General features: G+C 68.2%; 22 protein-coding genes and 1 pseudogene. 9 read left to right on the top strand and 14 right to left on the bottom strand.

The genetic code is table 11. The features are described 5' to 3' along the window. Window positions 1-19: 19 nt before the first annotated feature. On the bottom strand, window positions 20-2011 hold the full coding sequence (locus AC1VNM_RS26245; RefSeq protein WP_483108862.1) for an ATP-binding protein: 1992 nt from the start codon (window positions 2009-2011) through the stop codon (window positions 20-22). Between the two features lie 316 nt (window positions 2012-2327). Then, window positions 2328-2633 carry a HigA family addiction module antitoxin gene (locus AC1VNM_RS26240; RefSeq protein WP_483108861.1) on the bottom strand — a complete coding sequence of 102 codons (306 nt, stop codon included), beginning with the start codon at window positions 2631-2633 and terminating at the stop codon, window positions 2328-2330. A gap of 262 nt (window positions 2634-2895) precedes the next feature. Between AC1VNM_RS26240 and AC1VNM_RS26235 the strand changes: the two are divergent. From AC1VNM_RS26235 to tnpC, 4 genes and pseudogenes are all read left to right on the top strand, one after another. Further along, window positions 2896-2991, top strand: a pseudogene (locus tag AC1VNM_RS26235) (hypothetical protein); the annotation flags it as partial. A gap of 59 nt (window positions 2992-3050) precedes the next feature. After that, window positions 3051-3260: a hypothetical protein gene (locus AC1VNM_RS26230; RefSeq protein WP_483109357.1), complete on the top strand. Its 210-nt coding sequence runs from the start codon at window positions 3051-3053 to the stop codon at window positions 3258-3260. Continuing rightward, complete coding sequence (tnpB, locus tag AC1VNM_RS26225; RefSeq protein ID WP_483108860.1) at window positions 3257-3592, top strand: IS66 family insertion sequence element accessory protein TnpB; 336 nt, start codon at window positions 3257-3259, stop codon at window positions 3590-3592. The genes AC1VNM_RS26230 and tnpB overlap by 4 nt, the downstream gene beginning before the upstream one ends. A 55-nt stretch (window positions 3593-3647) precedes the next feature. Then, window positions 3648-5231, top strand: coding sequence for an IS66 family transposase (gene tnpC / locus AC1VNM_RS26220; protein WP_483108859.1), 1584 nt, complete (start codon window positions 3648-3650; stop codon window positions 5229-5231). A gap of 102 nt (window positions 5232-5333) precedes the next feature. Here tnpC and AC1VNM_RS26215 read toward each other — a convergent pair whose 3' ends face one another. The 6 genes from AC1VNM_RS26215 to AC1VNM_RS26190 form a co-directional block, all read right to left on the bottom strand. Then, window positions 5334-6071 (bottom strand): peptide chain release factor family protein, encoded by a 738-nt coding sequence (locus AC1VNM_RS26215; protein ID WP_483108858.1) that lies wholly within the window; start codon window positions 6069-6071, stop codon window positions 5334-5336. 338 nt (window positions 6072-6409) lie between these two features. Next, a complete protein-coding gene (locus tag AC1VNM_RS26210) occupies window positions 6410-6943 on the bottom strand; it encodes an NYN domain-containing protein (RefSeq protein ID WP_483108857.1) in 534 nt (177 codons plus the stop codon). Between the two features lie 163 nt (window positions 6944-7106). Continuing rightward, the gene (locus AC1VNM_RS26205) at window positions 7107-8522 is read right to left on the bottom strand and encodes an efflux transporter outer membrane subunit (protein ID WP_483108856.1); all 1416 of its coding nucleotides are present in this window, start codon (window positions 8520-8522) and stop codon (window positions 7107-7109) included. Between the two features lie 14 nt (window positions 8523-8536). Continuing rightward, complete coding sequence (locus AC1VNM_RS26200) at window positions 8537-11800, bottom strand: efflux RND transporter permease subunit (protein ID WP_431101676.1); 3264 nt, start codon at window positions 11798-11800, stop codon at window positions 8537-8539. Between the two features lie 122 nt (window positions 11801-11922). Then, window positions 11923-13134 carry an efflux RND transporter periplasmic adaptor subunit gene (locus AC1VNM_RS26195; protein ID WP_431101675.1) on the bottom strand — a complete coding sequence of 404 codons (1212 nt, stop codon included), beginning with the start codon at window positions 13132-13134 and terminating at the stop codon, window positions 11923-11925. A gap of 56 nt (window positions 13135-13190) precedes the next feature. Next, complete coding sequence (locus AC1VNM_RS26190) at window positions 13191-14039, bottom strand: alpha/beta hydrolase fold domain-containing protein (RefSeq protein WP_377157670.1); 849 nt, start codon at window positions 14037-14039, stop codon at window positions 13191-13193. A gap of 230 nt (window positions 14040-14269) precedes the next feature. Here AC1VNM_RS26190 and AC1VNM_RS26185 point away from each other — a divergent pair, with 230 nt between their 5' ends. Continuing rightward, window positions 14270-15283, top strand: a complete 1014-nt coding sequence (locus AC1VNM_RS26185) for a LysR family transcriptional regulator (protein ID WP_483108855.1) — start codon at window positions 14270-14272, stop codon at window positions 15281-15283. Window positions 15284-15582: 299 nt separating this feature from the next. Then, window positions 15583-16968, top strand: coding sequence for a reverse transcriptase family protein (locus AC1VNM_RS26180; RefSeq protein ID WP_483108854.1), 1386 nt, complete (start codon window positions 15583-15585; stop codon window positions 16966-16968). Window positions 16969-16970: 2 nt separating this feature from the next. Here the strand turns inward: AC1VNM_RS26180 and AC1VNM_RS26175 are convergent, their stop codons facing one another. From AC1VNM_RS26175 to AC1VNM_RS26160, 4 genes are all read right to left on the bottom strand, one after another. Further along, window positions 16971-17366 carry a DUF488 domain-containing protein gene (locus tag AC1VNM_RS26175; protein ID WP_483108853.1) on the bottom strand — a complete coding sequence of 132 codons (396 nt, stop codon included), beginning with the start codon at window positions 17364-17366 and terminating at the stop codon, window positions 16971-16973. Between the two features lie 246 nt (window positions 17367-17612). Further along, window positions 17613-19259, bottom strand: a complete 1647-nt coding sequence (locus tag AC1VNM_RS26170; protein WP_483108852.1) for a CehA/McbA family metallohydrolase domain-containing protein — start codon at window positions 19257-19259, stop codon at window positions 17613-17615. Between the two features lie 146 nt (window positions 19260-19405). Then, window positions 19406-20848, bottom strand: coding sequence for a sensor histidine kinase (locus tag AC1VNM_RS26165; RefSeq protein ID WP_483108851.1), 1443 nt, complete (start codon window positions 20846-20848; stop codon window positions 19406-19408). A gap of 10 nt (window positions 20849-20858) precedes the next feature. After that, entirely contained in the window at window positions 20859-21548 is a 690-nt protein-coding gene (locus AC1VNM_RS26160) for a response regulator (RefSeq protein WP_431101668.1), read from the bottom strand. Between the two features lie 135 nt (window positions 21549-21683). Here AC1VNM_RS26160 and AC1VNM_RS26155 point away from each other — a divergent pair, with 135 nt between their 5' ends. The 3 genes from AC1VNM_RS26155 to AC1VNM_RS26145 are packed head-to-tail and all read left to right on the top strand — an operon-like array spanning window position 21684 to window position 24083. Beyond that, window positions 21684-22589: an alpha/beta hydrolase gene (locus tag AC1VNM_RS26155; RefSeq protein WP_483108850.1), complete on the top strand. Its 906-nt coding sequence runs from the start codon at window positions 21684-21686 to the stop codon at window positions 22587-22589. Next, on the top strand, window positions 22573-22842 hold the full coding sequence (locus AC1VNM_RS26150) for an acyl carrier protein (RefSeq protein ID WP_377157679.1): 270 nt from the start codon (window positions 22573-22575) through the stop codon (window positions 22840-22842). The genes AC1VNM_RS26155 and AC1VNM_RS26150 overlap by 17 nt, the downstream gene beginning before the upstream one ends. Before the next feature lie 14 nt (window positions 22843-22856). Next, window positions 22857-24083: a beta-ketoacyl-[acyl-carrier-protein] synthase family protein gene (locus AC1VNM_RS26145; protein WP_483108849.1), complete on the top strand. Its 1227-nt coding sequence runs from the start codon at window positions 22857-22859 to the stop codon at window positions 24081-24083. Here the strand turns inward: AC1VNM_RS26145 and AC1VNM_RS26140 are convergent. Together AC1VNM_RS26140 and AC1VNM_RS26135 are read right to left on the bottom strand one after the other, a co-directional pair. Continuing rightward, on the bottom strand, window positions 24060-24707 hold the full coding sequence (locus AC1VNM_RS26140) for a response regulator transcription factor (RefSeq protein ID WP_421037530.1): 648 nt from the start codon (window positions 24705-24707) through the stop codon (window positions 24060-24062). The genes AC1VNM_RS26145 and AC1VNM_RS26140 overlap by 24 nt on opposite strands. After that, on the bottom strand, window positions 24704-26701 hold the full coding sequence (locus AC1VNM_RS26135) for a PAS domain S-box protein (protein WP_483108848.1): 1998 nt from the start codon (window positions 26699-26701) through the stop codon (window positions 24704-24706). The genes AC1VNM_RS26140 and AC1VNM_RS26135 overlap by 4 nt, the downstream gene beginning before the upstream one ends. Window positions 26702-26799 lie beyond the last annotated feature (98 nt).

Below are 26799 nucleotides of genomic sequence, written 5' to 3'. Positions count from 1 at the left end.
CGGCGTTGCTCATGCGCAGCTAGGCGGCCTGCTTCTGCATGTCAGCGATGAGTTCCGGTCGCGACGCGTGTGAGAACGACTCGCGCTTCAAAGTCAGCGCGTCGATCATGGCTTGATTGGTCAGCAGGAAGTTGTCCAGCAATGTGTACCAGTTCAGCACGAAACGCTTCATGCGTCGTTCGTCGCTGACCAGGCCGGGCAATCCCTTCGCAACCTGCCCTTCCATCCGGCTCCGAATCTCCGTATCCGCCTCGGAGATCTTGCGCCCGATCAGGATGAGTTCGAAGTGCATCGCTTCGCTGCCGAATTCCGCGTGCTTCTTGATCAGCTGTGCGTAGCCATCCAGTTGCTGGAGGTGCTTGTAGTTGAGCGCGATGCCCGGACGCTTGATCTCCACCACGATGCAACGATAGATCTTCCGGCCCATCGAGTCGTGGTGTGGGACTTTGCGGGCGAGAAACAAGTCCGCCTGCTTCCTCGCGCCATCGATGGCTGAGGGATCAGTCGCATCCAGGTCGTCCAATCCAACGTCGTCGATCCCCCTCACCGCATCGCGCAGCGATTTGGCGATCTTGGTGAACGAGTCCTCCTCGGCGCCAAGCGTCTCGTAGGAACTGCCGAACAACCAGGTGTTGGCTTCGATGATGCCCTGCAAGTCCGGCGTCTCGAGCGTCTCCAGGTAATGGTCGTTCATCAGCGTCCGCAGCTTGTCGGCCACCTCGTGCCTGCGGCGGAGGACTTCGATCGCTGACACGACGCTTTGCAGCGACACGCTCTTGAGCTGCTTGGCGAGCAGCTTCGTCGAGACGTCGTCAAGCTCCAGCACGCTGTTGAGCACCTCGAAGATCGCATCGTTCTCGTTGGAGACCGCCAGTTTGTCGAGGAGACGAACGATGATCTTCTTCTGGTTCCTCTTGAGCGATGTCAACGCCGTCGGATCGGCCGTGTAGATGGCGCGCAAGATGCCCTTGGTGTTTTCGAGCCGCCAATGCTTGTAGTCCTCGTGCAGCCCTTCGTACGCCGGGAAGACACCGTCGGCAACGTAGCTCTCGATCTCGCGATCGAACCGCTCACGCAGGAACTTTTCATAGACGGACTTGGTGATCCTGTTGAGTTCACGCGCCACCTTGCGCCATGTCTCCGATTCGTAGCCCGCCGCGTCTGGGTTCGCCAGATCACCTCCGCTCGGCTTGAAGTCGTCAGCCCACTTTGAGCCGATGTAGATGCTGGTGTGAAAGTTCCCCTTGTGGTTGAAGGGGCTCAACCTCTTGTCCACCGTCTTGCCTGAGGAGTTCAAGAGGTAGACGAAGGACTTCTCGGAGCCTGGTTTCTGGTCCCAGCGAAGGACAGACACGTCGAAGTCGTGGCCGTCGATGGAGAACTTGCGCTGCGTGAGGTCATGCGACGGCACGGCCACCTCCGTCCCATTGAGTCGGAGCCTCTTCGCTGGGTGGAGAGCAAGGAACCAACCGAACTCGATGGAAAGCAGCTTGTGAAATTCATCGGTGGTCGGTAGCGAGGCATGCAGGTTGAACAGTTCCGCGACGGTGCCGGTCTTGTCCACGTCCATCCCTGCGGGCAAAGCGGTCTGCTCTACTGGCTGGCCTTCATAGTTCGTGAGCGTCGCGCCGTGCACCTCGATCCGCGCAGGCCCAGACCCTGCGGCATTCGTCCACCAGACAGCTCGTTCGGCGAGCCTGTGGAAGGACAGTCGGCCGCGGCCATGCAAGCCATGGGTCGTCACGTCCTCCTTCTTGCTGGAGTCGTTGAAACGGCCAAACGTCTCGGCATGCGACGCAAGCTCGATGCCTTCCCCGTCATCGGACACCTCCACTCGCGTCGCACCGCCCATCGGCCCCTCGTCGACCAGAACGCCGACATTGGTCGCCTTGGCGTCGAAGCCATTCCAAGCCAGCTCGGCGATCGCGCGCCACGGATCGATCGTCCGAAAGTGCTTCTTGATCCCCTCCCCGTTGATCTCCGTCTTTCCTGAGATTTGTCGAGTCGTCATGGCCACGGCCGTCTTTGGTGTTTGGTCCCAAATGGTGGCAGTGGCGCTGACGCCGGGCCATGGCCTCTAGTGACGGAGAAGCTATCCCGACCTACGGCAAAAGGCCATGGCAGTGACAGGAACTGCTGTGAGTCATGGGAGATGGGCGCGCATCCCTGCTCGCCCAAAGGGACACGGGCAACGTCCGTAACCGGCGGGAGCCGGCGGAGCGTTCTTGATCGCGCTGCTGCTCGCGGATATCGGGACGTAGCTCATGCGCGCCGGCTGGCGACGGCTGCGGGCGCGGGCGGGCGGGCATTGCTGATCGGCTGTCGGCTCATACCGCCACAGCCATGGGGCGGATCTCGCGTTTGATGATTCGACCCGCTGCCTTCTCGGCGAGTCGCAGGTCGTATGCGGATTGGAGATTCAACCAGCCCTGCGCATCGCTGCCGAAGTAGCGTTCCAGCCGCAACGCCGTGTCGGGAGACACCGAGCGATGCCCGCCGACGATCTCGCGCAGCCGCGAGTACGGCACGTGCAGGGCCTTCGACAACGCGTGGACGTTGATGCCCATGGGCTTGATGTAGTCCTCGAGGAGGATTTCGCCGGGGTGGATCGGGCGCATTCCGTTCTTCGGCATTGATTGCCTCGTTCGTCTTTTGGTCGAGGTGATCACTGTCGCTGTAGATCCCGGGTTGGTTCGACATCGCTTAGTGGGGATGCTCCAGCCGCCGCGGCATCAAGGCAGGCCGGGTCCGATCTGGGGCAGTCCAAGGATAGGGACAGGATGTCTACCCGACCAGGGGCAGTCCATCGTAAGCGTCCAGGCAAGTCATGTTGATCCGCTGAGGCAGCCCTAGCATGCTCGTATCCATCAACGACTTGATGGGTACGTACGCACTATGGAACAAGCAGCGCCAGGCCGCCGGCGGCGAATTCACAGCGCCGAGTTCAAGGCGCAGGCAGTGCAAGCTTCGCAGCAGCCGGGCGTCTCGACGGCAGCTGTGGCAATGGCTCACGGCATCAACGCCAACCTGCTGCGGCGCTGGCCCATGAGATGGCTCAGCCACCTGTCGACGCAGTGGCCGTCAGCGACAAGCCCGTCGGCTTCATCGCGCTGCCGATGCCAGCACCGTCCGCGCAGCCTGCGCCGAGCGATGAGCCCATCCGCATAGAGATTCGCCGCGGCGCGACGACCATCGCGCCGACGTGGCCAGCCGGCGCTGCCGATGCGTGTGCGGCCTGGATGCGAGAGCTGCTGCGTTGATCCGCATCGACGCCGTGTGGCTCGCGACCACGCCGTTGGACATGCGCGCCGGCACTGAGACCGCCCTGGCCCGCGTCGTACAGGTCTTCGGCGGCGCGAAGCCGCACCATGCCTACCTCTTTGCCAACCGGCGTGCCACGCGCATGAAGGTACTCGTGCATGACGGCATCGGTGTGTGGCTGGCAGCGAGGCGTCTGCACCAAGGCCGTTTCATTTGGCCTCGGGATGTCACGCTGGAGCACATACCGCTGACCCAGCCCCAGTTGCAGGCCCTGGTGCTGGGCCTGCCGTGGCAGCGCGTGGAAGACGACGGAGCGATCCGCCTGCTGTGACGCAATCGGTGCTCGCGCCGATGCGCGTGGCCCGCGCTCGCCCCACACTGCCGTCATGGCAGTCGCCGCGCCCCTCAGTGCCGAAGACATCGCCTCGCTCGAAGCCGCGGGGCTCGGACACATCGGCGCCAAGGTGCGAGCGCTCTTGGACCGCCATGCCCATGACCGTCACGAGATTGAGTGGCGCGACGCCAAGATCGAGAAGCTGACCTTCGAGATGGCGCAACTCCGCCGCGTGAAGTTCGGCAAGAAGAGCGAGCAGCTCGACGCCGAGCAGAAGGCGCTCTTCGACGAGGCCGTCGACGCTGACCTCGCCGCCCTGGAAGCCCAGTTGGCCGAGCTGATGGCAGCCAAGCGCAAGGACGCCGAGCCTGCGCCCGAGCGGCCCAAGCGCGCCGCGCTCCCGGCCCATCTGCCGCGCGTGGAGCGGCACCACGAACCCAACGACACGACGTGCCCGTGCGGCTGCCAGATGACGCGCATCGGCGAGGACGTCCGCGAGAAGCTGGACTACACGCCCGGAAGCTTCACCGTGGAGCGCCATGTGCGCGGCAAGTGGGCCCGCGCGAAGTGCCGCACCTTGACCCAGGCGCCGGTGCCGGCAGAGATCATCGACAAGGGCTTGCCCACGTCGGGCCTGCTCGCCCATGTGCTGGTCGCCAAGCACTCGGACCACCTGCCGCTGTACCGCCAGGAAGCCATCTTCGAGCGCGCCGGCCTGGCCATCCGGCGCTCGACGCTGGCCGCCTGGGTGGGCATGTGCGGCGTGCGCCTGCAGCCGTTGGTGGACGCCATGAAGACTGACCTGTTGCACCTGCCGGTGCTGCACGCCGACGAGACGCCGGTGGCCATGCTGGCACCCGGCACGGGCAAGACGCATCGCGCCTATCTGTGGGCCTACGCCAGCGGCGCCTTCGAGGCCATGCGCGCGGTGGTCTACGACTTCACGGAGAGCCGCTCTGGCCAGCATCCACGTTCCTTCCTTGGTCACGGCACCGCGCGCGCCTGGAAGGGCAGCCTCGTATGCGATGACTACGCCGGCTACAAGGCGCTGTTCCTCGACGGCGGCATCAAGGAGGCGGGCTGCATGGCCCACGCGCGCCGCAAGTTCGTGGAGCTGCACCTGACCAACAAGAGCACCTTGGCGGCCACCGCCATCGAGTTCATCGGGCAGCTCTACGGCATCGAGCGGGAAGTGAGGGACCTGGCAGCAGAGGATCGCTTGCGAGAACGACGAACGCGCGCGGCACCGGTCGCGCAGGCCCTGCACAAGTGGTTGCTGGAGTTCCGGCCGAGGGTGCCCGATGGCTCAGCCACCGCAAAGGCCATGGACTACAGCCTCAACCGCTGGGCGGCGCTCACTCGCTATCTTGATGACCCCGCCTTGCCCATCGACAACAATTTCGACGAGCAGCAGATCAGGCCATGGGCCACGGGACGCAAGAACTGGCTCTTCGCAGGGACGTTGCTGGCCGGACAGCGCGCCGCGGCCATCATGAGCCTCATCCAGACGGCGAAGCTCAACGGCCATGACCCCTACGCATACCTTCATGACGTGCTGACGCGTCTCCCTACCCAACGGGCACGCGACCTTGCTGAACTGCTGCCCCATCGTTGGCTACCCTCAATCGAACAATGACCGCATCCTGGGCTGAGCGTTGCCCGGAAGGCTGGGTGCCACTGGCTGCGTCGCCGCGGAAGAAGACCTTCCGATGCCTGCCCAGCACTTCGTCACGCACAGCTAGTCCATGGCGTGCCCGCTGTCCTTCAGCAGAGAGTCAAGGATGTAGATTGCCTCTTCGTAGTTGATGAGCTTCTGGCGGTGTGCTGTGGCCCTGGCTACCAAACCAGATGGATGGTGTGTGAGTCTCACGCAGCTCACCGTAGGCCACACGTGACTTCCCTGCGCGTGCTCACGAAGGAAGTATTCGACCTTAAGGTCCTTCGGTCCAATTGCAAGTTCTTCAGCCTTGCTTCCTCGCACCACTCTCCAACTAGTCGTCGGCGAGCAAATGCGTTCAAGCTGCTCCATGAGACCACTCACCTCGCGTCCGGATATAGGCTCCATCAGCTTGACGGTCATGCCTACCGTATCCCAGACAGTGGGGCCGTACTCCTCATCGACCAGTTCGACGCAGTCCTGGCTGACCATCGAGTCCAGGCACGCCCGGAGAACTCGCGGAAACGGATGTTCTTCAGCTGCGTTTGCACGGCGCACCACGACGTAGTACGCAGGCGGACGAATCCGATTGGGCAATGCCTCCAGCGGGATCGGATCACCTGATTCCAGGGACGTCGCCAGCAACGAATCGCGATACTGCTCGAACGTCTTTCGAGCGGATGTGGGGCTCTGAATGGCCGACTGCGTCTGACGCAGCGCAAGAGGATGCTCTGGATGGCGCTCTAAATAAGCATCGACGATCTGCTTTGCCTCGTACAACCCGACGCCATGATTCTCCCGAAGGGTTCTGATGGCCACCACCGCACTGATACTCAGGGCGCTGGACACATCGGGTGGGAGCCAAGCCCCGCTGCGCAATCTCGTCGCGTCGTCCGAATCTGTCATGGGCGCAAAGGCGAGGCCTAGTCAACGAGGTGAAGCGGTCCATCTTACGGTTCAACATTGGACCCGTGATTGATCGACAAGAGAAGGCGCCGTAAGACTGGTCGAAGTCAACATGACATGACTGCGCGCTTACGCAGGATCAGCCGATCTTGGTCAGGACGCCGCTGGCGCGCCAGAGGGCCGTGAGGCCACGCTTACGATCAACATGACATGCCAGGACGCTTACTGTTCACGCGCGTCGTCGTCACACCTCACCTGGCGATCATCGGATACAGATTGTCCATCCACACCACCTCGTCCGCATAAGACTGGAGGTCGGTCGACAGATTGGCCTGCAAGCCACTGACCCAGACCTCCTTCTTGAGATCGGACTTGACGTACGAGATCGCCTCTTCGAAATCGCCGTCGCCCGCCGACAGGATCAGCCGGTCATAGACGTTCTGCACCGCGAGCTTGATCAGCAGCGTGGCGATGGCAACGTCCACGCCCTTCTGCACTTCACGGTCGAACTGCACGCCGCAATCCGGGCATTGAAGGTGCAGGCTCTTCATCTCGTACAGCTGGACCCGAATCTTCGGACCGCGCGGCGGCGCCGCCTTGAGCCACGTGTGGAACGCGTTCTGCTGGTCCGTCGCCAGGTCGCGCGTGGAGTTCAGGTAGTAGCTCTCGTAGATCGGACCACCGTTGCGCTGGACGAGCTCGTTCTTGAGCTTGAGGTAATCGAACGGACGGCCGCGACCCACGTTGAAAAGGTAGGCGCCGTCGATGATCCAGACCGTTTTCATGCTTCCTTTCGGTTGCGGAGATTCTAGGCAGGGTCACGCGCCGCATCGCTTCAAGCCTGAGCAGGCCACGAACGAAAAAGGGCGTGCACTCCTGCACGCCCAAAGGGGCACCGGTAAAGGTCCGGTCGCATTTGAGAGGGGCCGGGTCTTGCCCGGCCGGGGCTCAGGCTGGCGTCGTCCAGCCGCCGCCCAGGGCGCGGACAAGTCCGACCGTCGCCTGGTACTGCGCGGCCTGCACCTGCAGCGCCGCGCGGCGGTTGCGCAGCTCGCTGCGGCGCGCGTCGAGCAGGTCGAGCTGGCTGACCAGCCCGTTGCGGTAGCGCGAGTCCGACAGCGCCGTCGCGCGCGTCGACGACTGCACCGCCTGGCCCTGCACTTCCGCCTGCTGCGACAAGGTCTGCAGACCGACCAGCGAGTCCTCGACCTCGCGCAGCGCCTGCAGCAGCTGCTGGCGGTAGCTGGCCATCGCCAGGTCCAGGCCCGCCTTCGCCGACTCCACGCCCGCCTTGCGGCGGCCGCCGTCGAAGATCGGCAGCGACAGCAGCGCATCGACCGACCACGCGCGCGCCGACCAGCGGAAGACGTCGCTCAGCTCCGGCGACGCGTAGCCGCCATTGGCCGTCAGCGACAGGCTCGGGAACCACGCGGCCTGCGCCGCGCCCACCCGCGACTGTGCCGCCAGCAGGCTGCGCTGCGACGCGGCCACGTCAGGGCGACGCGCCAGCACCGTGCTCGGCAGACCCGAGGGGATCGACGGCAGCGGGGCGAGCGCCGTGTCTTCCGCCACCTTGAAGCCCGAAGCTGGCTCGCCCAGCAGCACCGACAGCGCGTTCTCCAGCTCGGCACGGCGGCGGTCGAGGCTGATCGCCTCGGCCTCGGTCGCGGCGACTTCCGTCTGCACGCGCGCCAGGTCCAGTTCGGCGACGTCGCCCGCTTGATAGCGACGTTGCGTCAGCGCCAGGGTCTCGCGGTAAGCCGCGACCGTGTCGCGCACCAGGCGACGTTCCTGGTCGGCGAAGCGCAGTGCCAGGTAGGTCTGCGCCACGTCCGCCTGCACCATCAGCCGCGTGGACTGCAGCAGCGCTTCACGCGATTGCGCGTCCAACGAAGCCGCGCGGGTGGCTTCCGAGAGACGACCGGACAGGTCGACTTCCCAGCTCGCCGCCAGACCGGCGTTGTAGACCGTCGTGGCGGCCGGGCCCTGGCCCGCCACCGTGCCGCGCGTGGCGCCGGCGCTGGCGCCGACTTGCGGCAGGCGATCCGCATTCGTGCTGCGCAGCAGGGCGCGTGCTTGCGCCAGTCGCGCCGCAGCGCCTTGCAGATCGTTGTTGTTGACCAGCGAGCGGCGGATCAGATCGTTCAGCGTCGCATCGCCGAACGCGAGCCACCAGTCGCCGCGCGGCTCGGCATCGGCCGGCGGGGCCACCGCCCAGCGTGCCTCGCCGACGGTCGCGGTCGCCTGCGACTTGAAGGCCGTCGGCGTGGCCGGCAGGCGCGATTCGTCGATCGGCGGCGGTGTCGCGCAACCGGCCAGCACCAGGGCCGCCAGCAGCGTCGTCATCATCAGTTTGGTTTTCATGGCATCGAATCCTTTTACTCGTGCTCGTGGCGCGGCGCGGCGGGATGCGGACGGGCATTGCCGCCCGGACCGAAGTCGTGACCCGCGCCCTGCTCGGGCTGCACGAAGGCCTCGACGTCATGCGGCACCTCGCCGTGCTGCTTGAGCGGCTTGTTGCCGGTCAGGCGACGCACCACCACATAGAACACCGGCGTCAGGAACAGGCCGAAGGCCGTCACGCCGATCATCCCGGCGAACACCGCCACGCCCATCGCGTTGCGCATCTCGGCGCCAGCGCCCGTGGCCAGCACCAGCGGCAGCACGCCCATCACGAACGCCATCGACGTCATCAGGATCGGACGCAGACGCAGCCGGCTCGCCTCGATGGCCGCCTGCAGCGGCGTCCTGCCGGCGAATTCAAGCTCGCGGGCGAACTCCACGATCAGGATCGCGTTCTTCGCCGACAAGCCCACCAGCACGATCAACCCGATCTGCGTGAAGACGTTGTTGTCCCCGTGGCTGAGCCACACGCCGGTCATCGCGGCCATCAGCCCCATCGGCACGATCAGGATGATCGCCACCGGCAGCGACAGGCTCTCGTACTGCGCGGCCAGCACCAGGAACACCAGCAGGATGGCCAGCGGGAAGACCCACACGCCGGAGTTGCCGGCCAGGATCTCCTGGTAGGTCAGCTCGGTCCACTCGTAGCTGATGCCCGGGGGCAGCGTCTCCGCGGCGATGCGCTCGACCGCGTCCTGCGCCTGGCCGGTCGAATAACCGGGTGCGGCGCCGCCGTTGATGTCGGCCGACAGGAAACCGTTGTAGCGCATCGCGCGTTCCGGACCGAAGCTCGGCTGGACCTTCATCAGCGCCGACAGCGGCACCATCTCGCCCGAGGCCGAACGCACCTTCAGCAGGCCCACGTCCTCGGCACGGGCGCGGTAGGCGGCGTCCGCCTGCACGCGGACCGTGTAGGTGCGGCCGAACTTGTTGAAGTCGTTGACGTACAGCGAGCCCAGGTAGATCTGCATCGTGTCGAACACGTCCGTCACCGCCACGCCCAGCTGGCGCGCCTTGGTGCGGTCGAGGTCGGCGTACAGCTGCGGCACGTTCACCTGGTAGCTGCTGAACAGACCCGCCAGTTCCGGCGCCTTCTGGGCCTTGGCCATGAAGGCCTTGACCGCCTGGTCGAGCGCCTCGTAGCCGAGGCCGCCTCGGTCTTCCAGCTGGAACTTGAAGCCGCCGGTCGTGCCCAGGCCTTGCACCGGCGGGGGCGGGAACATCACGACGAAGGCGTCCTGGAGCTGACCGAAGTCGGCGTTCATCTTGGCCGCGATCTCGCCGGCCGACAGGCCCTTGCCGGTGCGCTCGTCGAAGGACTTCAAGGACGCGAACACGATGCCCGAGTTCGAGCTGTTGGTGAAGCCGTTGATCGACAGGCCCGGGAACGAGATGGCGTGCTCGACGCCGGGGGTCTTCATCGCGATCTCGCTCATGCGGCGGATCACGTCTTCGGTGCGGTCCAGCGTCGCGCCGTCGGGCAGCTGCGCGAAGCCGATCAGGTACTGCTTGTCCTGCCCCGGCACGAAGCCGCTCGGCACCGCCTTGAACAGACCCACGGTCAGGCCCAGCAGGCCGGCGTAGATGAGCAGCATGATCACCTTGCGGGAGATCGCCTTGGTCACGCCGCCGCTGTAGGCCTTGGCGCCGCGGTTGAACAGCTTGTTGAAACCGCCGAAGAAGCGGCCCAGCACCTTGTCCATCGCGCGGGTCAGCCAGTCCTTGGGCGCATCGTGGCCCTTGAGCAGCATCGCGGCCAGCGCGGGCGACAGCGTCAGCGAGTTGACCGCCGAGATCACCGTCGACATCGCGATCGTCAGCGCGAACTGCTTGTAGAACTGGCCCGTCAGGCCGGTGATGAAGGCCAGCGGCACGAACACCGCGACCAGCACCAGCGCGATCGCGATGATGGGGCCGGACACTTCGCGCATCGCGCGGTAGGTCGCTTCACGCGGACTCAGGCCCGCCTCGATGTTGCGCTCGACGTTCTCGACGACCACGATCGCATCGTCCACCACGATGCCGATCGCCAGCACGAGGCCGAACAGCGACAGCGCGTTGATCGAGAAACCGAAGAGATGCATCACCGCGAAGGTGCCGATGATGGACACCGGCACCGCCAGCAGCGGGATGATGGACGCGCGCCAGGTCTGCAGGAACAGGATCACGACCAGCACGACCAACGCCACCGCTTCGAGCAGCGTGTGGACCACGGACTCGATGGACGCCCGCACGAACTGCGTCGGGTCGTAGACGATGGAGTAGTCCACGCCTTCGGGCATGGCCTTCTTCAGCTCGGCCATCGTGGCGCGGACGTTGTTCGAGATCTCGATCGCATTCGAGCCCGGGGCCTGGAAGATCGGGATCGCCACCGCGGACTTGTTGTCCAGCAGCGAGCGCAGCGCGTATTCCGCGGCGCCCAGTTCGATGCGGCCCAGGTCGCGCAGACGCGTCACCTGGCCGTTGGCGCCGGACTTGACGATGATGTCGCCGAATTCCTGCTCGCTGTTCAGACGGCCTTGCGCGTTGATCGGCAGCTGCAGGTCGATGCCCTGCAGGCCCGGCGAAGCGCCGACGACACCGGCGGCCGCCTGCACGTTCTGCTCGCGGATCGCCTGGACGACGTCGCTGGCCGACAGGCCATGTTCGGCGACCTTCTGCGGGTCCAGCCAGATGCGCATCGAGTAGTCCCCCGAGCCGAACAGCTGCACCTGACCCACGCCCTGGATCCGCGCCAGGCGGTCCTTGACGTTCAGCACCGCGTAGTTGCGGAGGTAGGTCATGTCGTAGCGGTCGTTGGGCGACAGCAAGTGCACGACCATGGTCAGGTCGGGGCTGCTCTTGACCGTCGTCAGGCCGAGTCGGCGGACCTCCTCGGGCAGGCGCGGCTCGGCTTGCGAGACGCGGTTCTGCACCAGCTGCTGGGCCTTGTCCGGGTCGGTGCCCAGCTTGAAGGTGACCGTCAGCGTCATGAGGCCGTCGGTGGTCGCCTGGCTGCCCATGTAGAGCATGCCTTCGACGCCGTTGATCGATTCCTCGAGCGGCGTGGCCACGGCTTCCGCGATGACCTTGGGGTTCGCGCCGGGGTACTGCGCGCGCACCACCACTTGCGGCGGCACGACTTCGGGGTATTCCGAGATCGGCAGCACGCGCACGGCGAGCAGCCCGGAGACGAAGATCAGCACCGACAGCACGCCCGCGAAGATCGGGCGGTCGATGAAGAATTTGGAGAGATTCATGTCAGTCTTTCAAGTCGACTGGATAAAACGGCAAAGGGTCCCCCGCGGGACGGCGTCGCGCCGCCCCGAAGGCTGTCCGGAGCCCCAGGGGGACGGGTCTTGCCCGTCCCTTCGGGTTCAGGTCAGGTCTTGTCCGCCTTGGGGGCGCCGTCCTTGGCTTGGATTTCTGCCTTGGCGTTCATCGGGACGATGGTCGGAGCGACCAGCGCGCCGGGACGCACGCGTTGCAGGCCGTTGACGACCACGCGCTCGTTGGCCTTCAGGCCCGACGTCACGACACGCAGGCCGTCGACGTTGGCGCCCAGCAGCACCTCGCGGTAGCTCAGCGTGTTGTCCGCGCCGACCACCATCACGAAGCGCTTGTTCTGGTCGGTGCCGACCGCGCGCTCGTTGACGAGCACGGCCGCGCTCTTCTTGGCCTGGCCCAGGCGGATGCGGGCGAACTGGCCCGGGATCAGCGCGCCGTCCTTGTTGTCCAGCACCGCGCGCACGCGCACCGTGCCGCTGCGGGCGTCGACCTGGTTGTCGATCAGCTGCAGCTTGCCGTTGAAGGGCGTGTCGGCGGTGGCCGCGGTGCCGATCTGCACGGGGATGCTCGACAGGTCGCCGGCGGCGATCTTGGCGTTGCCGTGCAGCTCGTTCAGCGCGCGGGCGACGGTGCCCTCGTCGGCGTCGAAGCTCGCGTAGATCGGGCTGACCGAGACCAGCGTCGTCAGCACCGGCGCGCCGGGACCGGCGGCCACCAGGTTGCCCTGCGTGACTTCCAGCTTGCCGACACGGCCGGCCACCGGCGCGCGAACCTGCGTGTAGCCGAGGTTCAGCTTGGCCGACTGCAGCGCGGCCTGCGCGGCGCGCAGGTTGGCGTTGGCTTCATTGGAGGCGTTGCTGCGCTCGTCGAGCTCGCGCTGCGCGATGGCGCGCTCGCTCCACAGGCGGGTGGAACGCTCCAGCTCGCTCTTCGAGTACGTCACGCGGGCCTGCGCGGCCAGCACCTGCGCCTCGGCGCGATCGACCTCGGCCTGGTAGGGCGCGGGATCGATGGTGATCAGCAGGTCACCGGATTTCACCAGCGCCCCTTCCCGGAAATGCACCGACTGCACGGCACCGGAGACGCGGGCGCGGACATCCACGCGCTCGACAGCCTCCAGGCGGCCCGAGAACTCGTCCCACGCGGCCACTTCCTGGCTCGCGACGGTGGCGACGGAGACGGGAATCGCCTGCGGCGCGCCCGACGGTTGATTCGCGACCGCCTGCTGGCTGTGCAGGCCGACGACGAGGGCCCCGACGACCGCGGCGACGGCGGTGAGCGAGGTGGCAAAGATCTTCTTGTTCATGGTGGGTGCTCCGGTGACGGGGGTAGACGTTGGGAGTTCTTTGAGGGCTCTTGGGGTCAGGCGGGTTGCAGCCGGGGTTTGCCGGCCGGTGGGATCAGGGACAGGAAATCGGCCAGCTTCTGGCGCAGGGCGCTCGCCCACGGCAGCTGGAGGGCGGACAGCGAGGGCAGCTTCATCAGGCTGCAGGGCCAGCCGCTGGGGCCGGCGATCAGCGCCTGCTGCACGTCGACGCCGGCGCGCTTCATCGCGCGGGCATAGGCCAGCGCCTCGTCGCGCATCGGGTCGTCGTCGGCGCTGACGACCAGCGCCGGCACCAGGCCCGCGAGGCGGCCGGTGTTGGCCGGCGCGGCGTAGGGATGGTCGCCGTCCTCGCATTCGCCGAGGTAGGCGCGCCAGCCGTGCATCCATCGGCATTCGCCGTAACCGGCGTCGGCCTGGCGCAGCGAGGCGGTGCCCATGCACGGGTTGAGCATCGGCCCGATCAGGATCTGGCCGGAGAGCTTGCGGTGGCCCTGGTCGCGCGCCATCAGCGCCAGCGCGGCGGCGAGGTTGCCGCCCGCCTCTTCACCGGCGACGACCAGCGGCGCGCCTTTGCCGGAGAGCCGGGTCCGCGCCTTGTGCAGGCCCGCCAGCAACGCATCCAGCGTCTTCAGCGCGGTCGGGAACACATATTCCTGGCCGGTCGGGTAGTCCACGTCGACGACCACGGCGCCCGCGTCCGCCAGCAGCCGCGAGACCAGTTCGCCGCTGTCCAGGCCCCCCTCGGTGAAGGCGCCGCCGTGCAGGTGCATGACGACCGGCGCATCCTTGCGGCGAGCCGCGCCCTTGTACACGCGCACCGGCACCACGCCGTCGCCGGCGGGCAGGAGGTCGTCGTGGCAGGAGGTCAGCGGCAGCGCATCCATGGCAGGGCCAAAGGCCTGCTCCGCGTGGGGGCAGGCCGGTTCATGTTGCAATGCAGCGAAATTTAGACAATGGACGCCGTCCGATAAACAGCCCGGGACGCGCATCAGCGTTTCATCGACGAAACAATCGATCGGGCACGATGGCGACCTCGCGCGCGCGCAGACGCGCCGTGGTGTCGATAGCAGTGGCGGCGAGCAGCCGCAGCAGTCAGGGTGAGAAGGGGTCACGGATGGACAAGCTCAATGCCATGCAAGCTTTCGCGCGCGTCGTGGAAGCCGGGACGTTCACGCGGGCGGCGGAATCGCTGGACCTGCCCAAGACCGCGGTGACGCGGTTGATCCAGTCGCTGGAGGACCACCTCAAGGTCAAGCTGCTGAACCGCACGACGCGGCGCGTCAGCGTGACGCCGGACGGCGCCGCGTATTACGAGCGGGTGACGCGGCTGCTGTCCGACATCGAAGAGCTCGAGGGCTCCGTGTCGCATGCGCGCGCGGCGCCGAAGGGGCGGATCCGTGTGGACGTGGCCTCGTCCGTGGCGCGCCTGCTGCTGATTCCCGCACTTCCGGAGTTCTATGCAAGACATCCGGACATTCAGATCGACCTCGGCGTGTCGGACCGGCCGGTGGACCTGATCGGCGACAACGTCGACTGCGTCGTGCGCGGCGGCGAGATCACCGACCAGTCACTCGTCGCGCGCCGCATCGGCGACTGGGGCTACGGCTGCTGCGCGTCGCCGGCCTACATCCAGCAGCATGGGCTGCCGCAGCATCCGCTGGACCTGGAGTCGGACCAGCATCACGTGGTCAGCTATTTCTCGACGCGCACCGGCAAGCGTTTCCCGTTCGACTACAGCAAGAACGGCCAGCGCTACGAGATCTATGGCCACTACAAGGTCTCGGTCAACGACGGCAACGCGTACATGACGGCGGGCCTGACGGGGCTGGGCGTGATCCAGGCGCCGTACTTCATGATCAAGCCGCACATCGACTCGGGCGAGCTGGTGCCCTTCCTCTGCGACTGGGAATCGGATCCGCTGCCGCTGTACGTCGTGTACCCGCCGAACCGGCACCTGAGCACCAAGCTGCGGGTGTTCGTCGACTGGATCGCGGAGCTGTTCGAGCGCCATTCGCAATGGCAGAAGCAGCTGGTCGCGAGCTGCGAGGCCAAGCGCACCGAATCGGACGCGGAATACATCCCGCTGCAGGCGAATGCGTCGAAGCAGGCGGTGCTGAGCGCGGCTTGAGGGTCGCGGTCGAGGCGTGAGTCTTCACGCCGGCCCGACGCCGCTTGAGCGGCGTCACGGCTCGCGCCCATAATCGCCGCCGACCTCCGGTCGCCGCCAAGCCTTCGGAAGCGTTCGCGCCTCCGGCTGCGGGGATTCCCCGCGGCGCTTTCCACAGTCAGTCATCCGGCGCCGATACTCAGCCGCGCTGCCGCGCGGAGCTGTATCGGTCGAGACCGGCCAGTTGGCGGCGCCTCCGGGGGTCACCTGTTGCCCCCGTCGCCGCGATCGCGGCGGCGACAAGGACCGCCTCGCCACCGATGACCGCTGCCGCGCCGTTGACCTATCCCCGCTGGATCGCGCTGGCGCTCGCCCGCGCGCTGCAGGCGGACGACGAGTCGCCGCGCGCCCGCGAGGCCGACGCGCTGCAGGCGCGCGCCGAGCAATGCCTGGGCGCTGAAGCGCGGCCCTGGTTGAAACCGCTGTGCGTCGCGCTCGCGCGATGGACGACGCCGGTGTGGCGGTCGCACTCGGTCGGCAGCCTCGCCGACGCGCTGCTGGAGATCGGGGCCTTCCATGAAGGCTTCGATCTCGAACGTTTCCCTCGACCGATCGTGCGCCGCCTGCTGCTGCGACCCTCGCGGATGCGGCCGCTGCCCTTCGCGCTGGAACACCTCGTCCTGCCGCACTGGCCGACCGAGGCCGACCTGGCGACGTGGCTCGGCCTGACGCTGGACGAGCTCGATCACTTCGCCGGACCCGCGCGTCACTACCGCGAGGCGGTCGCCACGCCTCAGCGACCGCATGTCGCGCCGACTCCGCACTACCGCTGCCTGCTCGTTCCGAAGCGCCGCGGCGGCCTGCGCCTGATCGAAGCACCGCTGCCGCGCCTGAAGGCCGTCCAACGCCGTCTGCTCGACGGCCTGTTGAACACGCTGCCGTGTCACGAGGCCGCCCACGGATTCGTGCCGGGCCGCAATGTCGCGACGAATGCGGCGGTCCACGTCGGCCAGGACTTCGTCATCCGCTTCGACCTGCGCGACTTCTTTCCCAGCATCGGACGCGCGCGCATTGCGGCCACGTTCCGGACGCTGGGGTTCTCCGACGCCGTCGTCGAGCGGCTGACGACGCTCTGCACCGCGCGCACGCCGGCGCCGGTTCGAGAGCGCCTGCGCGAGGACGGATCGATCGACTTCGACGGCGCGAAGCGGCTCGCCTCGCAGCATCTGCCGCAGGGGGCGCCGACGTCGCCCGCCCTCGCGAATCTGTGCGCGTTCCCGCTCGACCTGCGGCTGGACGGACTCGCCCATCGCTTCGGCGCGCGTTACTCGCGGTACGCGGACGACCTGGTGTTCTCGGGCCCTGCCGCGCTGTGCCGCGACCAGCGCGAGTTCCGCGCCTGGGTCCAGGCGATCGTCGAAGACGAGGGCTTCCGACTGCGCCGCGACAAGACGCGTGCGATGCCCTCGGGCGGCCGGCAGCAGGTGACCGGCGTCGTCGTCAATGCGAAGCCGAACCTCGCGCGCGAGGACTTCGATCGCTTGAAGGCCGAGCTGCATCGGCTGGGCGCGCTTGCCGCCGTCGACCCGGCGCTCCGCTCGCCGTTGATGGGGCGACTCGCGTGGGCCAGACAGTTCCTCGCGCCGACACGCGTCGACAAGCTGCAGCGGATGTTCGACGCGATCGCGTTCGAGTCAGCCCGCTGACCTCACTCGCTGCTCAATGCGGCGCCGCGTTCCGTCAGCAACTGCGTGAGCAGGCTGCGATGGCAGCGCAGCGGGTTGTCGCAATAGCAGCCCATCGACAGATTGGACGAGTGCGACAGCGCCGCCAGCGTGTCCAGCATCTGCGACGGCGCGGATTCGCTCATCTCCTTGCGATACGCACGGGCGAAGGCGTTCCACTGCTTGTCGTCCTCGGCGGCCCGACCTTGGGCCATCAGCTCCGCACTGGGCGACAGCAGCGGCAGCCAGCTGTCGTAGTAGTCCAGACGCCCGTAGTCCTCCTTGCGGACCCCGCGCGGAGGGCGGCGAACGGTGCCAAGACGAGGGCCTTCATCAGGCAGGCGCGGTGTGACGCCGAGTTGGACGATGCGGATGGTCATGGCGATGCGAATCCAGGCTGGCGAGGGACGGCCAGGTCCACGGGAGGATATGCCAGCGGCGACACCCACCCCGCCGTGGTGAACGCGGTGTCGCTTGAGTACCTGGGGCAGCCGTGCTGCCTGATCATCACCCCGGAGCTGGACGCCGCGACGGGACCGTCGATGGGCTGAGGCGGCGTCGGCGGGACAAACGGCCAGGCAAGCGGCAAGGCAAGCGGCGCGGGCGGCTCGCCCGCGCCGGCACGCTCACTTCACGCTGACGAAGATCGGGTTCGAGTAGAACCACAGGTTGCCGTAGTTGCGGTCGTTGATCTGGTCGTGGCGCGTGGCGTTGTCGGTCGTGTTCACCGGCTGGTCGGCGAGCGGCTCGCCGCCGGCGCTCAGGCCGGGCACGTCCTCGGCCAGATTGGTGCCGCGCAGTCGGAGGTACTGGTTCCTGCCGGCCACCAGCGTGGTCGTGATGCTGTAGTAGCCGTCGGCGCCCAAGGTCCAGTCGGCGCTGGTGAAGCGCTTCAGGACACGGGTCGAGGCGTTCGTCGCCACGTCGTAGGCCGGCGTTCCGGGCGTGGCCTTGCCACCGACGTCACCGACGATCAGGTCGACGTGATGCACCTTCGGCACCATGTTGCCGAGGTTGCCGCTGTTGACCGGCCGTTGATAGTTGTTCACCGGCGGGCTCTTGAAGCGGATCGTGACCGTGACGGTCTGTCCCGCGCCGGCGACGAGTTCCTGCCCCATGGCCGCCTTGCCCCCACCGGCAGCGGCGGTGAAGTCCAGCGCCTGGATCAGGTCGCCGAACACGCCGAAGCTGCGTCCCGCGCGCAGGCTGCTCAGCAGACCGGCAACGCCGGTGCTGCCCTCGGGCTGCCACACATGGTTCTTCGCGTACTCGCCCGGGTAGTACCCGCTGCTGTTGCCGGCGGCGTCGATCTCGAAATGAGAGTCGGAGTCCGCGACGTTCCAGATGCGCCGGCCCTCGCCGAGCAGCGCATCCCACACACCGCCGAGCTGCGCGACGACATAGTCGGTGCCGCCGTACGTGCGGTTGGGCTTGTTCGCGTCCACGTAAGCCGAGGTGTATCCCCCGCGGTTGGGCTCCATCTGGTTGCCCACCATGCCTTCGATCGCGAAGACGATCTTCGGCGCCAGGTCATTCATCTGCCGGAAGTCGGCGATCGTGTACTTGCCGGGATTGCGCGACGGGTGGTTGATGACGGCGTAGCTCGTGTCGGGGTAGTTGTCCTTCAGCCAGGCGATGCCCTTGAGCGCGTCGGCGGCGGTGGTGTTGGCGCGCTGGCTGTACTTGGCTTTCCAGCGGGTCACGTCTTCCGCCTTGAACAGCGACTCGTCGCCGGTGGTGAAGACGTACTGGAACTCCTTCGTGGCGCTGACCGAGGTGCCCAACGTCGAACCGCCTTCGAAGATGCCGACACCGATGTGGTCATGGGTGGGCGTGTCCCACTCGAAACCGGAGAAGATCAGCTTCTTGTCGTAGCTGCCGGAGGCCTGCAGCGCCTTGATGCGAGGCATCTCGTACGACTCCATGCCGTAGGCGAAGGCCACGGGGGCCGGCAGGAGCTTGGCGTCGTTGTCGTACTTGGAGGAGCGCAGATGATTGCTGACCGCCATCCAGTCCAGCCCGTAGGTGGTGAAGGCCTTGCCCAGCACGAAGTCCAGCGTCTGCGTCGTCCGCGAGTCGTCCGATTGAACGGTGTGCACATGCAGGTCACCGGTCGTCCAGGCGCCGGGCTCAGGCTCGCTGCCGCTGTCGCTGCCGCCGCAGGCGGTCAGGGTCAAGGTCAAGGTCAAGCCGAGGGTCAGGAAGCCCGCCCAGGGTGCAGCAGAGAAATGACGGCCATGAGCGGCCTGGAAGTCGATGCGATCAGTGTTCACGGGGAAGCGCGGCCAAGGGCAGGCAGAGTGATGGAGGACACCTGCGAGTGTGTCGACGCGCGGTGACGACCCCATGACCGGCGTCTGAAGATTTCCCTTGTTGCGGTTGCCCGTGCCCGGTAAACCGCACGTGCCCCGGCGGGAGGTCAGGACGCCGGCATCGACCTCGGCACGCTGAGCCGCACCCGCAGCCCCTGCCCCGTCGTCGCGTCGAGCAGCTCCAGCATCCCGCGGTGCCGCTGCGCGATGTCCACCGCGATCGCCAGGCCCAGGCCGCTGCCCGTCCCCTTGGACTCGCTGCCGCGCTCGAAGCGGCGCAGTGCGCGGTCGCGGTCCTGCGGCGGGATGCCGGGACCGTTGTCCTCGACCTCCATGCGGGCCCAGTCGCCGTCGCTGCCGGTCCGCACCGTGATGCGCGGATTCGGCCCGGCGTAGTTCAGGCTGTTGTGCAGCACGTTGGCCAGCAGCTCCCGCAGCAGGAAGCTCTGGCCCAGCGTCGGCGCGCTCTCGAGCTCGAACTCGAGGTCCGCGCCCGCCTGCAACGCGCGCGGCACCCAGTCCTCCGCCACCTGCGCGGCGATGTCGCGCAGATCCAGCGGCTGCTCGCGGCCGCCAGGCTCGGCCTCGGCGCGCGCGATCGACAGCATCTGCGTCGCCAGGCGCGCGCTGCGGTCCACCGAGCCCTGCAGCCGCTTCAGCACCGGCTCCATCTGCGGGTCGTGCGGCTCCAGCAGCGCCAGGTCGATCTCGGTCCGCAGCGACGTCAGCGGCGTGCGCAGCTGATGCGCCGCATTCGCCAGGAAGTCCTGCTGCGCCGACGACGCCCGCCGCAGCCGCTCGAAGAGCCGGTTGAACGCCGCGATCAGCGGCTTCAGCTCGCCGGGCACGTCGTGCTGCAGCGGCTCCAGGCGCGCGAGGTCGCGCTGCTCCAGCTCCGCGCTCAGCTGCGACAGCGGTCTGAGGCCCCGGTAGGTCGCCCACCAGCCGGCGCCCGCCAGCAACACCGCCATGCCGCCGATCAAAAGACCCACGACCACCAGCAGCTGCTGCTGCAGCGCGTCGCGCTTGTTCAGCGTCTCGGCGACCAGGATCTGGCAGACATGCCGGTCGCCGCAGGTGGCGCCGAGCGCCGCCGCGCGCAGCGATTCGCCGTCCAGCGTCGCCAGCGTGAAGAACCATTCGTTGGGCTGGCGCTTGGGCAGCTTCAGCCGCGCGAGCTGCGCGTCGCCGAGCAGCACCTCGCCCGACGGATCAAGCACCAGGTAGTAGACGCGGTCGGTCCGGTCGAAGCGCAGCGCGCGATCGGTCGGGCCCGAGACGTCGACGACGACCTGCCCGTCCCGCTCCCTCAGCAGGCTGGCCACGGCGAGCGCGGTGTCGCCCAGCGCCTGGTCGAGCCAGGAGATCGCCGTGTCGTGCATGACGCGGTACAGCATGAAGCCGGCCGCGGGCACCGCGACCAGCACGGGGAACATCAGCCAGATCAGCAGCCGCTGCTTGAGGCTGAAGGTGCGGCCGCCGCCGGATCGGGGACTCCCCGAGGGCCGGCTTCCGGTGGGGGCGCCACCTGGCGGGGACGACTCGGTCATGCCGCGGGGGTCAGGCCTTGGCCGCCGGCGCGGGCGGCATCTCTTCCAGCAGATAACCCAGGCCGCGCACGGTGCGCAGCTGCAGGCCGGCAGGCTCGATCTTGGCGCGCAGGCGCGAGACGCAGACCTCGATCGCGTTGTCGCTGACGCCCTGCTCCCAGCCGTTGCTGGCCGAGGCGATCTGCTCCTTCGCCACCACCTTGCCGGCGCGCGCCAGCAGGAAACCCAGCACGTCCCACTCGCGGGCGGAGAGCGCGAGCGGCTCCTCGGCGATGTAGGCGCGGCGCGCCTCGAGGTCCATCCGCAGCGACGAGAGCCGCAGCTCGTTGCCGGTGCGGGCCTGGCTGCGGCGCACCAGCGCACGGGCCCGGGCGATCAGCTCGCTCAGCGCGAAGGGCTTGACCAGGTAGTCGTCGGCGCCGCCCTCCAGGCCGCGCACGCGGTCCTCGACGGCGTCGCGCGCCGTCAGCAGCAGCACCGGCGTCGTGCTGCCCTGGGCGCGCACGCGCCGCAGCGTCTCGAAACCGTCGATGCCGGCCAGGCCGATGTCCAGGATGAGCAGGTCGTAACGGTCTTCGCGCAGCGACAGCGGCACGGGCTCGCCGCGGGCGCTCACGTCCACGACCCAGGACTGCGAGCGCAGGGCCCGGGCGGTGGACTCCGCCAGGAACTCATCGTCTTCGACCAGGAGGATTCGCATGGAGCGGCAGCATAAGCCTAGAGCCTTGCGGCGGCCAATCGACCACCTGTCAGAAACCTGAGGGCAACGGCACTGACAGCTTGCGGACAGGTTGGCGTCAAGTCCGCAACAGCGAGCTTGGACAGACTGCCGCTCATGCCGAACACCGCCCCCCTCGACGGTCCTTCCCGACCGGATCCGCGCCCCGCCGTGCTGCTCCTGCACGGCCTGTGCGCCAACCCGCTGGAGATGATGCCGCTGGCCCGCGCCCTGCGCGACGCCGGCTACGTCGTGGAAGCGCCCGCGCTGGACGGCTACGGCGTCGTGCCCCCGGCCGCCGGCGCGCCGGCGGTCGACCAACCCACCCGCCGTCCGGTCCCGCCCTTCGAGGCGTGGGTCGACCTGGCCGCCGCGCACTTCGACGCGCTCGCCGCGAAGCACAGCCGCGTGGCCGTCGGCGGCCTGTCGATGGGCGCCGTGCTGGCGCTGGCCCTCGCGCTGAAGCGACCGGCGGCCGCCTTGATGCTGCTGTCCACCAGCCTGCACTTCGACGGCTGGAACGTCTCGCCGTGGCGCCGCCTGCTGCCGCTGGCCTACGTGCCGCCGCTGCGCCAGTGGCTGTCCTTCCGCGAGACGCCGCCCTACGGCATCAAGAACGAGCGGCTGCGCGAGTGGGTCGCCCAGGCGATGACTTCGAGCCACGTCTCCGCGGCCGGCGCGGACCGGCTGCCGGCCGCGTCCCTGTACCAGGCTTCGCGAATGATCCGCCTCGTGCGCCGCCGGCTGGGCGAGATCTACGCGCCCGCCGTCGTCCTGCATGCGAGCGAGGACGACGTCAGCGGGCCCCGCTCGGTGCTGGACCTGCAGCGCCACCTGGGCACGACGCCCGAGGTGCATTGGTTCCATCACAGCTATCACATGTTGACATTGGACAACGAACGCGGTGCCGTCACCCAGGCGGCGCGCCAGTTCCTGCAGCGGATGGTGCCGGTCGAGGCACTACCCGAACACCCTGCTTCTTTGACCACGACCGAGGACCACCGCCATGAGCAACACGCTTGATCAACTTCGTCAATTGGCCTGCCACGAGCTGGGCATGACCGACGACGGACTGAAGGACGACGTCACCTTCGCCGAACTGGGGCTGGACTCGCTGATGCTGGTCGACTTCATGTTCGCGGTGGAAGACAAGTTCCACATCGAGATCGACCACGACACCGCGATGAAGCAGCCGACGATCGTCGGCCTGGCCGCGATCGTGGACGCGCAGCTGGCCGCCAAGGCCGCCGGCACGCCCGCGGCCGTCGCGGCCTGAGCGCCGGTGCCGGCATGAGCCCGGAAGCGGTATGGATCACCGGCATCGGCGCCTGCAGCGCGCTCGGCCCGGACGCGGACTCGCTGGCGGAGGCACTGGCGCAGGGGCGGTCGGGGATCACGCTGCAGCCGGGAGAACCGACGCGCGGCGTGGCGCCGTTCGCGGCGGCGGCGGTGACGCAGCCGCTGGGGCAGGACATGCCGCCGGCGCAGCGCAACCTGCACGACCGGCACAGCCTGATGGCGCTGCACGCGGCGCGAGAGGCCTGGACGCAGTCCGGCCTGCCGGCGACGTCGGCGACGCCGGAGCGGGCGGCGGTGGCCTGGGGCACGGGCCTGGGCGGATCGAACGCGCTGCAGCAGTCGTACGCCGAGCATCTGACGAAGGAGACGCCGCGCATCCATCCGTACACGGTGGTGCGGGTGATGAGCAACTCGGCCGCGTCGCACCTGGCGATGAAGTACGGGCTGAAGGCGGCGATGCTGACGATCTCCAACGCCTGCGCCTCGTCGGCGCAGGCGATCGGCGAGGCGCTGATGCTGCTGCGCCAGGGCCGCGCGGATGTGGCGCTGGTGGGGGGCTCGGAGGCGATGCTGAACCCGGGCTCGGTGGCCGCGTGGCAGGCGATGGGCGTGATGGCGCCGGCGGATCCGGAGGATCCGTCGCGCAGTTGCCGGCCGTTCGACGATGCGCGCAAGGGCCTGGTGCTGGGCGAGGGCGCGGCGGCGCTGGTGCTGGAGACGGCGAGCCACGCCCGCGCACGCGGCGCGTCGGCGCTTGCCGTGCTGGCCGGCTACGGGCATAGCGTCGACGCGGTCCACCTGTCGCGGCCCGACGCCGACGGCCAGGAGCGCGCGCTGCGCGCCGCGCTGGCCGATGCGGGGATCGAGGCCTCGCAGGTCGGTTACGTGAATGCGCACGGCACGGCGACGGACGTCGGCGACACGGTCGAGGCCGAGTCGCTGTCGCGCGTCTTCGGCGTGCGCGGCGTGCCGGTCAGCGCGACCAAGGCGCTGCACGGCCACCTGATCGGCGCCGGCGGTGCGCTGGAACTGGTCGCCTGCGTCCAGGCGATGCGTCGCGGTCAGCTCCCGCCGAGCGCGCACGTCAGCACGAGCGTGCTCGAGGAAGTCGCCGACGTGATCCGCGAACCGCGAGCCTTCGATCCGTCGAAGGCCATGGTCAGCAACTCGTTCGCGTTCGGTGGCAGCAACGTGTCACTGGTGATCCGGGCGGCCTGAACCGCCTTTCACCTCAAACCGCTCCAGCATCGTCGCCAGCTCCGCCGCGGAGCGCAGGCCGAGCTTCGTGAATGCTCTCGCGCGGTGGACCTCCACCGTGCGGATCGCGATGCCCAGTTCGTCGGCGACCTGCTTGTTGAGCTTGCCGGCCGCCACCAGCACCGCGACCTCGCGTTCGCGGTCGGTCAGGCTGGCGAGCTTGCCGGCCACGTCCGCGTGGACGCGGGACTCGCGCCAGCGGTGGATGTCCGTCGCGATCGCGCGCTGCACCTTGTTGACCAGCGCCTGGTCGTTGAACGGCTTCTCGACGAAGTCGAGCGCGCCCTTCTGCATCGCGTCCACCGCCATCGGAATGTCGCCGTGACCGCTCAGGAAGATCACCGGCAGCGGCACGCCGCGCGCGATCAGCTCATCGTGCACCTGAAGGCCGGACAGCGGCTCCATCCGCACGTCCAGCACGATGCAGCCGTGCGGCTCGATCGCGCGATCGAGCGCCTCGAACAGCGCCGGACCGCTCGCGTGCGGCTCCACCCGCAACCCGTGCGTGCGCATCAGGAAGGCCAGCGCGTCGCGCACCGCCGCCTCGTCGTCCACCAGGTGGACCGTCGCCTGTGGGTCGCTCATCGCGCGCCCTCCTTGTGTTGTCCGATGCCGCGGTCAATGTCAGCCCCAACACCCATGCCGGCGCCGGCGCCGCTGCCGCCGGCGATCTCGCTGCCGTCGCACGCGCCCTGCCCCGGGCACAGCGGCAGCGTGAAGCTGATCCTCGCGCCGCCGAGCGCGCTCGCGCCGGCTTCCATGCCGCCGTGGTGCGCCTCGATCACCGAACGGCAGATCGCCAGCCCCATACCCATGCCCTCGGACTTCGTCGAATAGAACGCGGTCGTCAGTTGATCGATGCCGCGCCCCTGGAGGCCGGGGCCGTTGTCGTCGACATCGACCCGCACGAAGCGCTCGCCGACGCGCTGCGCGGCGATGCGCACCTGCGCGCCCGGCCGGCCGTGCAACTCGTCGAGCGCATTGCGGACCAGGTTGATCAGCACCTGCTCGATCAGCACCGCGTCGGCCTGCACGTCCGGCAGACCGGGCGGCATCGTCACATCGATGAGCACGCCGCGCAGGTCGCGCTTGAGCAGCGCCAGCACCCGCGCCGCGAGGTCCGGCACCGCGCAGCGCTCCGGCTGCGGCGCGCGCCGCGTCACGAAGGCACGGATGCGCTGCACGATGCGCCCCGCCTCCTGCGCCTGCTCGCCGAGTCGTCGCAGCGCCTCCAGCACGATCTCGTCGGCCTGGCCGGCGCGCTCCAGCGAGCGCAAGGCGCCGGCGTTGTAGCCGGCGATCGCCGCGAGCGGCTGGTTCAGCTGATGCGCCAGCGCCGACGCCACCTCGCCCAGCGTGCTCAGCCGCGCCTGATGCGCGAGCGCCTCGGTGCGACGCCGGTCGCGCTCTTCCGTCTGCTTGCGCGCGCTGATGTCGACGATGGACCCCATCCAGCCGATCTGCACGCCGTTCGCGTCGACCAGCGGCGCCTCGAAGATCATCACGTCCAGCACGTGGCCCTCGCGGTGCATCCAGCGCGCCTCGTAACCCTCGCGCGGCGCGCCGCCGGCCATGTTGCGCTGGTGGCGGCGCAGGCTGTCTTCCATCTCGTCGGGCAGCCAGTAGGGCATCGGCGGCAGGCTGCCGAGCAGCTCCTCGGCGCTGTAGCCCACCAGATCGCAGAACGCGCGGTTCAGATGCGTCACCCGGCCATCCAGATCGCGACCGCGCAGGCCCACCGTCAACGAATCCTCGACCGCGCGGCGCCACGCCGCCTCGGTGCGTGCCTCGCCTTCGGCGCGCCGCACCTCGCGCATCTGCCGGCGCAGCATCCCGCTGGCCAGCGCCGACAGCAGCAGGAACACGCCCATCAACCCCGCCGCCAGCGTGTACCACCACGGGCGATGCGGCACGCGGGTGTTGAGCTCGAGCCAGGTCTCGCGCATCGCCGGATCGACGCTGACGCGGTAGCTCTGCGTGTCGGGCAGCGCGAGCGCGTCGCCCGTCTGCGCGAGCCGCTGCCCGAGTCCATCGACCAGCCGCACGTCGTATTTCTGCGAGAGCCACCACGGCAGCGTCTGCCGCAGCAGCGCGCTCGGCGCGAAGCGCACGACCAGCCGGCCGCCCTGCGGCCGCGGCGAGCTCCAGTGCGCGGTCAGGCCGCCTTCGTCCAGGCTCACGCCACTGCGCTCCCTCGACGGCGCCACCGCCTGCGGCATCTGCTGCGGCACATGCGCGATGACGCGGTTGTTGCCGTCCAGCACCGTGACGCTGACCCACAGCCGCCTCAGGCCTTCGGCGACCGCGCGATGGTTCAGCAGCATGTGGTCGTCGACGTTCCCCGGCAGCTGCTGCGCGAGCCGGTCCACCGCGGCATGCTCCGCATTGAGCCAGTCGGAGATGCGCGCCTCCAGCGACAGCGAATCGGCGATCAGCGTGAGCCGCTCCTCCTCCAGGTCGCGCATGTCGCTCAGCCGCAGCCACACGCCGACCGACGCGGCGAAGGCCACCGCCAGCAGCAGCGGCAGGGCCCAGCTCGCGCGTTTGAACAGCTGGAGGAGACGTCGGGACACGGCCATGGCGGCAGTCTAGGCGCTTCGCAGAGCGCACGCCGGGCCCTGTGCGCTGCGTGTTTCCCCAATGTGGAAGTCCACAACTGGCGGCGCGGGGACCGGAT

The sequence above is a fragment of the Mitsuaria sp. MSU3D genome (genome assembly GCF_056867975.1).
The sequence above is the reverse complement of the archived record's forward strand: the minus strand, read 5'-3'. Positions and strand labels throughout refer to the sequence as shown.